This is a genomic window from Reichenbachiella sp. MALMAid0571 (assembly GCF_040151475.1).
Lineage (GTDB): Bacteria > Bacteroidota > Bacteroidia > Cytophagales > Cyclobacteriaceae > CAXBNB01.
The window spans coordinates 1-14,174 of the sequence record NZ_JBDKWG010000096.1; the positions used below are offsets into that span (position 1 = coordinate 1).

The 14,174-nt window shown below is 40.0% G+C and carries 6 protein-coding genes and 1 pseudogene; all 7 read right to left on the minus strand.

Features of this window, described 5'->3' with window-relative positions:
- Positions 1 to 245: 245 nt before the first annotated feature.
- Entirely contained in the window at positions 246 to 842 is a 597-nt protein-coding gene (locus AAOP42_RS03785) for a hypothetical protein (RefSeq protein WP_349527130.1), read from the minus strand.
- 2 nt (positions 843 to 844) lie between these two features.
- Positions 845 to 1,678, minus strand: a pseudogene (locus AAOP42_RS03790) (RHS repeat domain-containing protein); the annotation flags it as partial.
- Positions 1,642 to 2,403, minus strand: a complete 762-nt coding sequence (locus tag AAOP42_RS03795; protein ID WP_349527131.1) for a 3-coathanger stack domain-containing protein — start codon at positions 2,401 to 2,403, stop codon at positions 1,642 to 1,644. The gene AAOP42_RS03795 and the pseudogene AAOP42_RS03790, both read right to left, overlap by 37 nt.
- A gap of 120 nt (positions 2,404 to 2,523) precedes the next feature.
- Positions 2,524 to 3,045 carry a hypothetical protein gene (locus tag AAOP42_RS03800; RefSeq protein WP_349527132.1) on the minus strand — a complete coding sequence of 174 codons (522 nt, stop codon included), beginning with the start codon at positions 3,043 to 3,045 and terminating at the stop codon, positions 2,524 to 2,526.
- A 4-nt stretch (positions 3,046 to 3,049) separates the two neighbouring features.
- Positions 3,050 to 10,603 carry an RHS repeat-associated core domain-containing protein gene (locus AAOP42_RS03805; protein ID WP_349527133.1) on the minus strand — a complete coding sequence of 2,518 codons (7,554 nt, stop codon included), beginning with the start codon at positions 10,601 to 10,603 and terminating at the stop codon, positions 3,050 to 3,052.
- 34 nt (positions 10,604 to 10,637) lie between these two features.
- Positions 10,638 to 11,282 carry a hypothetical protein gene (locus tag AAOP42_RS03810; RefSeq protein ID WP_349527134.1) on the minus strand — a complete coding sequence of 215 codons (645 nt, stop codon included), beginning with the start codon at positions 11,280 to 11,282 and terminating at the stop codon, positions 10,638 to 10,640.
- Between the two features lie 119 nt (positions 11,283 to 11,401).
- Complete coding sequence (locus AAOP42_RS03815; protein ID WP_349527135.1) at positions 11,402 to 14,170, minus strand: hypothetical protein; 2,769 nt, start codon at positions 14,168 to 14,170, stop codon at positions 11,402 to 11,404.
- Positions 14,171 to 14,174 lie beyond the last annotated feature (4 nt).

Genomic DNA, 14,174 nt, shown 5'->3' on the forward strand with positions numbered 1-14,174 from the left:
TGAATGTGACAAAATAAAATTGATTCTGGTCTCTTATTGCATATTTACGACCCATAACACCAAATATACAATGTTTTAATTTTTCATGGAATCGATGCTTGACGAAAAAATGGCTATGTAGATGACCTCAGCGTGGTTTCTCTGTATTCTTACATTATATTTGGTCTCAGCGAGACGCTAAGACCAGTGGGGGCTAAACCCCTTAAACTGACGGATATGGCGAGACGCTAAGACCAGTGGGGGAATCATTCTTTTAAATAATAATAATTTTTTTTGAGATATTCTTCAAAGCTCTCGGGTTTAACAGGTTGTTCACCAAGCTTATTTCTAAATTCTTCATATAGTCTAGTTATTTCTGAATTTGCAGGTTCAATATCCTTAATTATGGATATTATATAAAAAGAATCCTCTTCATAACCAGCATAAAACCTCAATTGAGCTAATAAGTAGAGTGCCAGAATATTTCCATTTTCAATTCTTATACTTTCACGAAGAATCTGATCAAAAAGCGAATTTTTTAGGTTGTATTTATACTTCAGATAAATTCCCAGTTTTAATACCTCATTCGATGAATTTAAAAATGGTGTTATATAATTTCCCAAATAGGCCAAGTATTTATCCCCATTATCGTCAATACTTAAATTACCAACATCTATTTTAACAATAGCTTGTGAGATTTCGGAACATTTCGAAAAATCCTTACGCATAGAATATTGGATAAATAAGGCTGTAGAATCATTTAATTTTGAAATAATAAACTCATCAAAATTGAATTTAATATCTTCACTTTTGGTCGTACATGAAATAGTAACTAATAGAAGAAAAGAAGAAAATATTTTCATATTTATTCGGGTTTAGGTTTTAGAATACGTTTGAACAGCTGTATTTTTTTCTCCTTTCTACCAACCTTCATAGTAGCAATATTATTACTATCATTTTCAACAAAATCAACTAACTTATCAAAATCTGCTTTCAATTTTGAAATCTTATCGGGATCAGCTACTGATAACAATGAACCATTCCCAGCACTAATTAAGGGCACATCTCCATCTAAAGAGAAGTTGAGCAACTCCTCTAATTCTTCGATATTTCTAGAAATAACATCTTGAGATTGTGCTTTATTAATTACATCAATTACCCAATCTGCTCTAACTTTATCTCTTGTGAGCATGTTTTTTACAATCTGATAGTTTAGTGTTTCACCTTGGTTTTTTCCTCTATCATAAGCTTTCTTGAATTCATCAACTATGCCCAATATGGCGTTTCCTCGAGAAATTACACCAAGAGATCTTCCAAGGTTAGAACTGTTCACAACTCCTAAATCTCTAAATTCTAAACCTAGCCCCACTAAAGATTTAACCCCATCAGAAAACGTTTTTTTAGGTTTTGTTTTTGCTTCAAATTTAGCTGCCGATTGCATAAAATCTAACCTTTGAGTGTATTCGTTAATATAGATTTTTGCAGAAACTTGATGAGAATTTTGAAGTTTTAATCTAGGAGTTAAGTCTATGTCGTATAATGTACTTTTAAAAAATTCTAACCCGTCCAAATCTATACCATCAATTGGTCTATTTGAGGCAAACTGATAAGGTGTTAGCATTGGATATGAACCACGTAACGGATCAACACTCAGGAACTTACCTATACTCGGGTTATAAATCCTAAACCCATAATCATAATGGGTACTTGACCCCCACTCCCCGTTTGAGTCCTTCTCCTTACCGTTAAACCCATATCTATATCACTGGAAGCACTTAGACTTCTACCCGGCATTTCCAGGCCAAAGGGATAGTAGTCTGCAGTGGAGATGGTCTTTGCCAGGTGGGTGCCTTCGGCATCTACATAGAGTTCGTCACTTACTACCGCCATCACATTGCCCAGGTGGTTGGTGAGCTCGTAGTGGCGCTTGCCCAGCTGGTGGCTAAGGACGGAGACATTGCCCCCTCCGGTGTACTGCCCCAGTCGGCTACTGCCATAGATGGGCTGCTCTGCCAGTGCCCCGTCTTTATATACCGCCATCACATTGCCGGAGGCATCCCGCACATAGTGCGTGGTACTGCTGTTGCCTTCTACGTCGGTCGTTTTTTTCAGGGCACGGTTGCCGGCTGCATCGTAGGTGTACGCCACGTGCCCACCTGCATCAAGGGTTACCTTATTTACTTTGCCATATACGGTCCAGTCTATCTCCGTGCCGTCCTGATGGTTTTCTATGATGTTGCCTATGTAGTCATACCTGAAGGTGAAAGAACCTGCCGTCACAGCCGATGCATCGGATATATAAGCGGTAAATTCTCCTCCGTCTTCAGCCACAAAGCCATCTTCGAGGTAAACAGACTCTGTGGCTTGTACTGTCAAAACAAACCAAAAGGAAAATGAAAAAATTAAAATCCCTATATTTCTCATTGCACTTTGTTCATAGTTGATGTGCTCTAACCTCTAATTGTTTGGTCTCAGCGAGACGCTAAGACCAGTGGGGGGCTTTCTATCTACAACCTTGCACCATTAGGGGTTCGATCTGGCATCTTACAACCTTGGACGAACGACTGGTATCCTTGATTTTATCTCTTTTAGTGAGTCAGAATCATAAAATTCTTTTATGATTAGAAATCTCCTTTTTTTTTGCTTTAAGCCCCAAACACTCTTGACAAATGAATTTGCTGTAAAAAGAATACTTGAATCAAAGCCATAATTACTTTTTTCTCCTTCCTGATAATCCCACAAGTATTGCATATCACAGGTCAAAATATTTGGCGCGCTAATTCCAAAGAAGGAGTGAGGATAAAATGATATTACTACCTCATTTTCAGCAAATTCAATTGAAAAAACAATAGTGCGAAGAATGTCAATAACCGTTGACCTTAACAATGATATCATAACTACACAGAACACACTTACTATACTCCAATAATAGATGTAATTAATGCCCCTTGTAACTACTAAGGTAATTACAATCGCAATTACAGTATAAAGCAAAACATATAGTATCCTTTTTTTCAAAAGGCCTTTAACTACCCCATTCATTTTTTCGTTTGCTTTCAAAAGCATTTATTTATTCTTTTAAATTCTCAATAGATTCATCTATCTGCTTATCTATTTGTTTATTCTTTTCCCGGGTATTATGAAGACCATTATCTATTGACTCCATAAGACTGTTTACAGAGTTTATATCAATATAGAACATTAACGCAGCATTTTTACTTCCTTCATTGACCACTGTACTAGCCGAACCAATAATAGGTGTACCTTTCAATAAACCTGATGCATTAACTGCAATTCCAACATCCAAGAAAAAATCTACAACCGCTGCTGCTGCATTAGCATCTTTATCATTTGTAGCCATTCCTGTAAACATTCCTACAACCCCGCCGGCTGCAGGAAATACTGAATCATCAAAATCTGTTACCACATAATCTGCTAGTTGCACAGTTCCTATTCCAAATTTAGTTCCTCCATGAAGAACCAATGCTGTCGAAGTTCCTACTGAAATACCTTCACCAGCTAATCCAACTGCAATTTCAGTTGACCCTACGAATAAATTACCAATCGCATTCATAAGCCTAGGATCCTTAGTAACACGCCTCTTTGTAAATTGCATAAAGCTAGCTTCTATCCCATCTACCGAATATGATAAAAGTAATGCTCCCGTTGGAGATGGGTTACGGTTTTGTCCACCATAGTTTTTGAAATACTCTCGTTTCTCTGCGGTGCTGTTCCATTGAACCATCTCATTAACTTTTAGCATGCTTCGAAACTCTTTTTTATTCATATCAAGCTCCTCTTTGAGCCCAGAGTCATGGATAACCCTCACTACGCTTCCAGTTTTATTTTTCGCCTTAATTGCTATGTATTCTTCTAATCCATCTAAATCAATCGCCATAATAGGTTTGTTCCCTGCGAACTGATAAGGTGTATACCAAGGGTAAGAAGATGTAAGAGGGTCTACCGATAAGAAGCGTGCTATACTCGGGTTATAAATCCTAAAACCATAGTCATAAGTAGCCGTAGTGCCACCTCCTAAGTCTATGTCCTTTTCCTTACCGTTAAAACCATACCTATACATACTGGATGCACTCAGGCTCCTGCCGGGCATATCCAGGCCAAAAGGGTAATAGTCTGCTGTGGAGATGGTCTTTGCCAGGTGGGTGCCTTCGGCATCTACATAGAGTTCGTCACTTACTACAGCCATTACATTGCCCAGGTGGTTGGTGAGCTCGTAGTGGCGCATGCCCAGCTGGTGGCTAAGGGCAGAGACATTGCCCCCTCCGGTGTACTGCCCCAGTCGGCTGCTGCCATAGATGGGCTGCTCTGCCAGTGCCCCGTCTTTATATACCGCCATCACATTGCCGGAGGCATCCCGCACATAGTGCGTGGTACTGCTGTTGCCTTCTACGTCGGTTGTTTTTTTCAGGGTACGGTTGCCGGCTGCATCGTAGGTGTACGCCACCTGCCCACCTGCATCGAGGGTTACCTTATTTACTTTGCCATATACTGTCCAGTCTATCTCCGTGCCGTCCTGGTGGTTTTCTATGATGTTGCCTATGTAGTCATACTTGAAGGTAAAAGAACCTGCTGTCACAGCCGATGCATCGGATATATAGGCGGTAAATTCTCCTCCGTCTTCAGCCACAAAGCCATCTTCGAGGTAAACAGACTCTGTGGCCTGCACTACCACTGTCTCCCCTGCTCCTACCCGGGCACTACCCCCTATATTGAGTGTGGGATAGATTTTGTCTCCCGTAGATACAGAACCGCTGCTGATGTGTTTTACTTCTACTTCATTGGCCTCCAGGCCGGTGAGGCGGTTTCGTCCGGAGGCATATTGGTATTCAAAATTATCCATTACCAGACCATTCTGGTCTTTTCTGATAAGGGTACCGAGGTTGCCGTTTGGATCATAACTGTAGTCGGTATCGTAGGTCTCGGCACTGCCACGTGCCTGGTAGCCTCCTGCTCCGGGATCGTAAGCCCCTAGTCCTTTGGAGGCAATGATGCGGTTGAGCTGGTCGTATCGGTAGGCCATGGCGTTCATACCTTTTTCAGGTTCATCATTGTACTCACCCACATGGTCGAGCCAGGTATTCATCCAGGAGATGTTGCCATTGTAGAGTCCTGTGCCGTCTTCACCTACATTATAGGTATCTGCGTGCTGATACATCGCCCATAGGTTGTCATCCCTGTCGGCTATATCGGTCATGCCAGCTTTGGGCTCAAAGTCTCCATCGAAGTAACCCAGTGTCATGGCAAATTCGTCTTTAGCGAAATTGGGACTCTGGATAAACGGACTGCCATCAAAAGGGACATTCACGCCCTTGAGCCAGCCCTGGAGGGTATAGTAGTAGTCGAGTTGTTGGATGTTTTTCTCCCCAAGCTGCACGTTTTTCAGTGGGCCATGCGGATAGTATTCATAGACGGCATCCTGGTTCCATATCAGTCCATCGGTGGAAGTAGCTACTGTGGTGATGCGGTTGTCGGCATCATAGCTGTATTTGTGCATGAAGCTGTCGTCTTCACCGTATTGGTAAAACACATAGTTGACATTGCCACTGACCAGATCGTACACATAGTCGATGCGCTTGGGTTCAAGACCGGGAATCTCCTGCATCAGGCTTTTTACATTGCCATGCGGATCGTAGCTGTAATAGGTCCTGGTGGTATTGGTATTGGAAGACACATCGGGTAATACTTCCACCTGGGCTACCCTGCCACGGAGGTAGCTTTGTGTAAAAGTAGGCGAAGCACCCGCCACTTTAAGGTCGTAATAAGTACGTGTCAATTCTGAGAGGTCGTAAGTGATTTCGTCAGGGAAGTCTTCGTCGTTGAGCAATGTGGCTAACGTACCGGAATTTGCTGCTGAGAGCAAATCCACCTCATAAGACAGTTTACCCACTTCTGTAATCCGACCCTGTCTGTCATATTTGGTATAGGAGTATTCTTCGTCGAATTTTTGCTGTGGATTTTGGGACAACCGCAGCTGGCCTTTGCTGTTGTATCGGAATCTGGTGATGCCGGGAATGCTTATTTCCGGGTCGTTTGGATCGGTACCTCCATGGTCGGGGGTTTCCTGCTCCACGAGTTGGTTTAGAGAGTTGTATCTGTACTGTGTTCGGTAAGCATGTGCTCCATTCATGCCATATTTCACCCCTTTGGGGGGAACAGTCTGCACGAGGTTGCCCGCACGGTTGTAGTAGTAGAGCGTATGGTGATATTCCTTAGGCTCGTAAGAGAATGTAAAAGTTTCGTCAATATTGTCCAGGCACTGCGCAGCGTAATCAACAACGTAATCATTGATTACTGTCTGGAGGTAATCTTCCTGTTGTTGTTTGACAATGGCCTGACGGTCGGCTTCCAGATTGGCTTCACATTGGTTTTTGTATTTGGCTATTTCGATATTGAGATCCAAGGCAAATAAGTCTTGTGAGTATTGGAGGCAACCTGCTAAACCCACATCATTGCACCCTCCTCCGGAAAATGGAGCTGTGCAAGATTCTACATTTAGTGTAATGTCATTACCGATAAGAATAACATCATCTACTCCTCTGGTCAGGTTTCTTATTTTATAAAAATAAACTCCTTCATCTGATGGCGAAACATTTTCCACTACAAAAGTATAGTTATCTTCATCAAATGATGTACTAACCAAAGAAGGGTTCATCAAACCGTCACCAGCAGGATCAAACCACCATTCATATTCACTATCCACAACACCATCTCCAAATTGGGTAGCCAACCCACGGTCAATATTTACTGTCAATGTTATATTTTGCCCCTGCTCAACATCTATAGTAGTAGCCTTACCTACTTTATTTTGCGTACCCAATGATGAACTTGAAATGCTCTCATCATACCTAATCAATCCTACAGGGATTAAATCCTCAAAAGTGAAATAATTATCAGATAAATAAAGTGTAGGTACTCTGGATATTACTTCTGCAGCAGCATTGGATATATCCTGAAAATGGTTGCCACTAACATTCAAGTAAATAAGGTTGTCAACTATGCCATCAAGATTCGCCAAATCACCTCCTATATTATTAAAGTCAATACTCAAGGCTCTTAAGTCCGTATTGAAATTTTGAAATACTGGTAAATTTCCACTTATCCCTTTTTTCCTAATATCAATCCATCGCAATCTACCATTTGAAGCTGTGGAATACACTCCCTCCATATCACAGTAATCATTCTTCAATGCAGCTGAAGCATACCAGTTCTTAGTATTATCAGCAAATTCCCAATTTGTACCATCCATATCATCGTACATGTCAATTAAGAGATTTCGGTCATCGGTATTACTTATGGTCAATGGTCCAGTAGCTGAAGTGTAATCACTACCATCGAAAGTTAAACACTGATTGGTATCTGGGTCAGCAAGCCTTAGGTCATAGGGTCCCTCATTGTTGTTGATATATGTAATGTCAGTCATGAATTTATTACATTGTAAATCAATCACCAATGGAGATTCTTCCAATGAGCATGAACCCAGATATCCCTGAATAGATGCAAGGCTAGTATTGCCTGCCGTAATATCGTCTTTGATAATGTAGCGTAAAGTTGGCATCCCTCTACCGGCAAAATAATTTCTCAGGTGGCTTCTAATGGATACAGTATCCGACTCACTGAAAGTAATATCGCAATGAAATGCCATTACAGACACCAGCACATCCAATTCTTCACTGGTAATTTCCCCCGATGCTCCCTGATCTTCGCCCCATTGCTGTATGTCATCGGATATAAGGTTAGGGTATCCTTTTAGGGGGTTCGCTGCATTTGTTCTGTCATATTCATCCACCAATGCCTGACAACTGTTAGCAACAGCTATTTCCTTTTGGATTCTTCTTTTTTCATCGAGGTAAAAAGAGCGGTACAACTGCCATCTGGCTTCATCGATTTCGGCACTGTTGTCCCCACCCGGATTATTTGTGATAATATTCAGATACAAAAAGTGTATGCCGTTGGCTGGTGGAGCACCCAGATCTGCCTCCATTTTCCCTGTCTCAATATCAATGAGATAAGTGGTATTTGTGGGATCAACCATTTCATCCAGAGGTCCAAAAATTGACGTTTCAGAGTCTCCGGTATCCGGATCATTTCGTTCGATTTCCAGGCTATTCAGTCTGTCAAGTATCGTCTGCTTCTCAGATGTTCCTTCCAATGATGAAGAGAAATAAGGATCTGAATCGACCAAATCTACTACCGTAAAGGTATTGGCAGGATCAGCTGTTGCTTTATATGCAGCAATGGCATCTGTCCAGTTTTCTATCAGATATAGCTTGTCATCAAATATTTCACTCTCCATATTGTCCATACAGGAGGTGTATTGGCAAAAAAGCGAATGGTCAAAAACGTCATTGCCTGATGATAAATTTTCATAATCGTTGAAATACGCAATCAAATCATCGTAAAGTAACCCTGATGGATTTGCACCTTCTAAAATTTCTGATATGATGGTTTGTTTGATGTTTTCACAATCTTTCAAAGCCATTTCTGGAATAATGGTCTCTCCCGGATCAATGGTCGAAGTATTTACATCACAAAAAGAAACATCAATAGCCGGAACATTGTTGGCGATGGTAATGGATTGTGCCTGTACAACCGAAGAGGACAATACCTCCACTTTTATTTCTTCATAGGTGAGTTTGTGAGGCCTTACTATTTTAGATATGGTATAATCTCCGATTTTGGAGAACGTGCTATTCCCGGTCAAAGAGACGTTTTGAACTAACTGAACATTGCAATCAGTGGCAGTTACATCAACAGCAGAAGCTGAAAGTGCCTCCACTCCATCAGGATCTATTACTCTAATATCTATATCATATTTACATGCTTGGCAGGGAATATCGTCCATAGTAGCTGCCAGTGCCCGGAACACTGAAGTAAAAGTATAATTTGTGGTAACAGCATTCAGTATTTTGTAAATAGTAACCCTGGATCCATCTGTCAACTCATAGCGATCGCTCAAATCAACTACAAAAGGGGAACTCACATTCAAATTATAATCTGATAAGTTAAGTCCATCCATATTTTCAGTTGGATCACCTGCAAGAGCGGTAGCTATTGTCCTCCCCGCTGCGTCGGTATAGGTAACCGATACCTGGCCGTTTGCATCCTGTACAAGGTTTTTCTGATAGTGATCTGCTTGTCCATAATTACCAGTGCCAAATAGCCAATCAAGTTCTTCTTTGGAAGCAGTTCCGTAGAAGTAATTGACCGTTTTTTCACCATCAATATTAAACTTCTGTCCAACACCTGATTGTTTGTTCACCCTCCCCAAATTGTCATGAGTATAACTAATCTGGGTATAGGGATAACCATTGCTGGATGGAATACCAAGATCGGTAGCGTTGTTGTAATAGTTATCAGCCACACTGGTACTCAACAGGCCATTTGCAGTGCCTCCATTGTCATAGGCTTCTTTGTAGTGCTCGACATACCCAGGCTGAATAAACTGGTTTTGCTCTGAAAAATCAAAGCCATTCCCAACCATGGGTACAGGTAAGAAATCCATCACTTTCCGGCCTTCAAAATCATATTTAGATTCAGCAACCATTGTCACTCCCTGTTCAGAGAGATTTGTCAATACCTGTTTTGGTTTCAAAAGACCATCGTAGTAGCTCACCACACTCTTGCTTTTGCCACCTTCCGCAAAGGATGTTACTCTTTGCCAATTGTTTCCTTCCTCAATATTTTCAATACTGTACCCCAAGTCATTTCCTTCTTCCCAGTCTCCAAGCAACTCATGTGAAGAGAAGTCGGGATTCATTCCTACATAACGTACCCTATACCATATTTTACCTTTAGTGTGTGGTACATTTAGTATGTATTGATCCATCTGTGTGGTTATTCTTATAGGATCCTTTTGAGTAAAAGCACTTGCATTGTTATTGGGTTGATCTGTAGCATCTGCATCTATGAATACCCATTCCAGTTCATATCGGTCTATCATAATACCACCTGCAGGTGGTTTTTGCCAGGTAATATCATGTATAGTATTATCACTCAACAAAGAAACTGATAAGTTCAGGTCATAGCCTTCATCAAAATCATTCTCCCTTACTCTATAAAATTCAACTCCAAGGGTAATATTTTCTGTTGGTACTGTGCCAGTGCCTGATATATTCAACACTTTGATGTGCCAATCAGATTCTACTGCAAAAGGAATAATTTGACCATGAAATACCTGATCCAATACTATTTGTTCACCCATATTCAAGGTAAGTTCGTATTCCCACATCTTGGTGATGCCCTCATACAAGCCAAAGGTGAAATCTGATGTCCAGCCTGTAGTAGGCACTTCAAAATCAGGATCATCCATATACATCTTAAACCCAACATAATAATCTCCTTCAAAGCAACATAATGGAAATATGTTTTCTTCCTGATCAATAGATAAATTACTCAGATCAAATTTTTTATCCAAATCTCTGACTTTATGTATTTGCTTGCCATTTCGTCCGGGAACAATACCCTGAGGTGGTATTTTCACCTGAGCCTGAGCCAATGTGATCGTTAATATCAAAGCAAGTAAAAAGAAAGACACTCCCCTGCTACTAAAACCTTCACCAATTGAAAGAATATCCGCTTTGAATCTATTTGGGAAATTTTTCATATATGATAATTTTTCAATTCTTGACGATCATTTTTTAGTTCAATACAAACACTTCAGATTTACTTACTCTATATTCAGAAAAGTCCTTTTCAGGCTTTAGTTCACCTTCTTCGATTCGTAGATATCTACGTTCATCAAACATTTCCTTTTCATGCAATGGATTTATTTCAAAAACAGGATAGCTCACTTTAGATATTACACTACTTCCCAACCTTTCAGCATTGTATTGCACATCCAATTGTCGGATTAAGTATGTATTAGAATCAAAATAAATATCAACGAATTCGTACAAGGCTTCTTTCTGTTTCAATCTATAATGTATTAATCCGTTCTTTTTTCCTTGTAAAACAGGCAAGTTGCTTTGACTCAATAATGAATCTATATTTTTAGAAGGGTTTGAATTTGTAGCATCAAAGTCATCTAATCGTTTTTGGTATTGTATTAATTTGATATTGTGATTTACAACAACCATACACTTTTCGTTTACTATCATTTCGATATCCCCCGCAACTACTTTTGATTTTTGCCCATCTATCCACATGAAGCTAGTATCACTTTGAAGAGCAGTTTTGGCATATTCATCAACAAATGTTTTGCTAATGGTTACTATTCTTGCCTTTTTGATATTCTTATGAACTTCCCTTATTTTCGAAATCGTATCATCAGGAGCTTGTGACATGAGCACATTATTTGATAGCAAAAGCATAAAGCAGCATGCTAAAACAATATAAACATCACCAGATGAAGGGCGAATCCTGACAGAAACAGTTGATTTGGACAATATCGTGCTGAACCTCGTCATTCTGGTACTACTACAGAGGTAACGGTATGATTGGTAGATTCCTGAATGGTACGGATACCCCGGGTAGTTTCTTTTCTAACCTGATAAACTTTGCCTTCTGCATCATAGGAATATAATGTTGCAAAATTATTTTCATCCAATGTGGCACTTACCCGAAATTTATCATCATATACATAGGATTGCATGTTGCCAGTGAGGGGAAACAATCGCAAGTCATCAAAGTAAGCGGTCGTAGCTTCACCGCTTTTGAATTGCAACTCAAAATAGTCATAATCCACTGGAACCTGAAAAGTACCTTCAATTTGCTGCCAACCTTCGACTATTGGACCAACTGTGGCCAAAGGAATAGGCGATTGTGCCACATCGCTAACAGTAAAAATGACATCAATTCCTAAGCCATTTGCCAGCAACGGTTCATTGTAATAAGCATTCCCCGGGCTAACTGCCACCCAGGCACTTACGAAGTAATATTTTTCATTTTCCAAATCGAGTAGATGCTGCCTGAAATTTTTCGATCCCGTAATGGACAAACTCTGAGTACCTGTATGGCCAGTATTGGAAAGGGATACATCTCCAATACCACTTGCCTCCTGGTGAACGACCATATAACCCCTAAAGATCTCCTCAGAAATAATTTCATTAAAGTCTGCAAATACATGCATTTCTCCATTTTCCAGCTCATCAGCACTACAATATATTTTCACCTTAGTAGCATGATCGGGTGTTATCACCTCTACAAACTGTGTGGTACCAATAGCTGCTACAGTAGCCAATGGAGCATCAATAATCGCTATATTATTCAATCCAGCTTTAATCCTATATTTTTTTATTTTAAAGGGAACATCTGACAAGTCATCACTAAAGAAAAAATTACCCGCATAACCATCCTCAATTTCTTCAAAGCCAGTGAATGCCATTTCTGAATGTGCCATATTTTGACCTACTGCCAGGGGAAATTTTTGATCATAGGTATAAATAGCAGATAAATATACATTTTGTACATCTTTATTTTCTATTTCGTTGCTTGATGAATTGTATTGGGTTATCTGATTGGCTATGAGCCAATTAGGGTTTTGATCGGCTATCAGGGAATTCCAAACAAAAGAATTCTGAACAAATGTCCCAGTCTCCTCCATATTTGTCCAACTACCCTGAGATCGCAAATCACTGCCTGTATTGAATACATATTGAGCCTCTGTGCGCCATACACCTGCTGATCCCTTGTCATAGGGGTGTAAGTCGTAAGTTTCCTGATCGTTAGGTGCTAATGGCCAAGCCGAATTGAATTCTGATGCAGCAGTGTTTAATACTTCACCATATTCTGGTGCCGACTCTTGGATAGATTGAGAATCTAACATATCAGGCACCAAAAAAGTAACGCTCATGCTTGCCGGCTCGTCAATGATACCACAAGGCCTACACAGATAGGACACTTCGAGATTTACGTCAACATTGTTTAGATCCTCTGTATCAAAATGATATACGAACACTTTTTGCTTGCTGCTGATGGCGTTTCCTCTGTGTGTAAAGCTCCATGTTTGATCAACAATCTGCACATAGTCTAAAACATCATTGGTATAAGGATCCTTAAATTGGACATCATAATCAAATATAGAAGAGCAATAAGTATTGTGATAACTTGGAGTAAGTATAACCTGAGGCCCTAAGATTTCCTGATCAGAAAGGTAATAATAGACCTCAGCCTGACATTGATTCAACCCATTGATGTTGCAATTATAATATACCTGTGCACTTACATCATAGGCACCCCCTCCATAGCCCTCACTGGTTTTATCATAGTTGTGGGTGATTATTGATTGCTCAAAAATCTGGCTTGATGTAATATATTGACCACTGAAATATACGGTTTCAGATAAACCGTCTCCAAAGTTCCATACAATGTGAGATGCTCTACAGCTTCCAGGATCTGCATTTTGAAATCCAAAAACTGCTTCACACGCACTACTATCCAACTTAACTATTTCCCCTAAAACTGGTTTCTCATAAGGATCGAATTCAACGTTTCCAAGTACACTACATGTAAATGCACCATCTGTGATTGTTCTGGTGGCCAAAAACGTCTGATCCTCCTCTAAAACCTCTTTGGTTATGTATTTTTGTTCTGTAAATATTGTTCCCCACGCTATATTATGGTTTGATTCATCTCCGGTTAATTGTCCTTTGGGTGTAACCTCCTTGATACAACTTGCACCATTTACATCTACAATAAAATCATCTTCATCTGGTGCCCCATAAGCTCTTATATTCAGTAATTCAGCTTCATAATTTGAAGAACTCCCATCATCATCATCATCTACATCGTCATCGTCCGAGTCATTATTGTACATTGATATTTGTATAGTTAAATTATATATACCCTCACTTGGAAAATTTACTGCGTGTGTGATTTCATTTTCCTGAGTAGCATCACCAGGTACAGTAAAAGTAGTTACGTTTTCAAATTCCAGTGTAATAGGGTTAAGTTTATCTAAAACCCATCTAACCCAGATCGACCCAGTATAATGTTGATTTACACCGAGATTGCTTAAACTGCCATTGTCCCATGTAGTACGATAAGCATAAGTAATATTGCCCACACATACTTCCGATGACCCTTCTATCCAATCATCAAACTCACTGTCAATTTGAACTACTCCATCATCATTGGTATCTTGTGAATAACCCAATTTTATATTAATGATAGAAAAAACCAGTACCAAGATTAGCTTCAGAGACCATGTGTACTTTTTAAAAGAATTTCTCATAGCA

Excerpts from the sequence above, each read along its gene's own strand:
- AAOP42_RS03785 (WP_349527130.1), bottom strand. The coding sequence starts at position 842 with ATGAAAATATTTTCTTCTTTTCTTCTATTAGTTACTATTTCATGTACG.
- AAOP42_RS03795 (WP_349527131.1), bottom strand. The coding sequence starts at position 2,403 with ATGAGAAATATAGGGATTTTAATTTTTTCATTTTCCTTTTGGTTTGTT.
- AAOP42_RS03815 (WP_349527135.1), bottom strand. The coding sequence starts at position 14,170 with ATGAGAAATTCTTTTAAAAAGTACACATGGTCTCTGAAGCTAATCTTG.
- AAOP42_RS03800 (WP_349527132.1), bottom strand. The coding sequence starts at position 3,045 with ATGCTTTTGAAAGCAAACGAAAAAATGAATGGGGTAGTTAAAGGCCTT.
- AAOP42_RS03805 (WP_349527133.1), bottom strand. The coding sequence starts at position 10,603 with ATGAAAAATTTCCCAAATAGATTCAAAGCGGATATTCTTTCAATTGGT.
- AAOP42_RS03810 (WP_349527134.1), bottom strand. The coding sequence starts at position 11,282 with ATGTCACAAGCTCCTGATGATACGATTTCGAAAATAAGGGAAGTTCAT.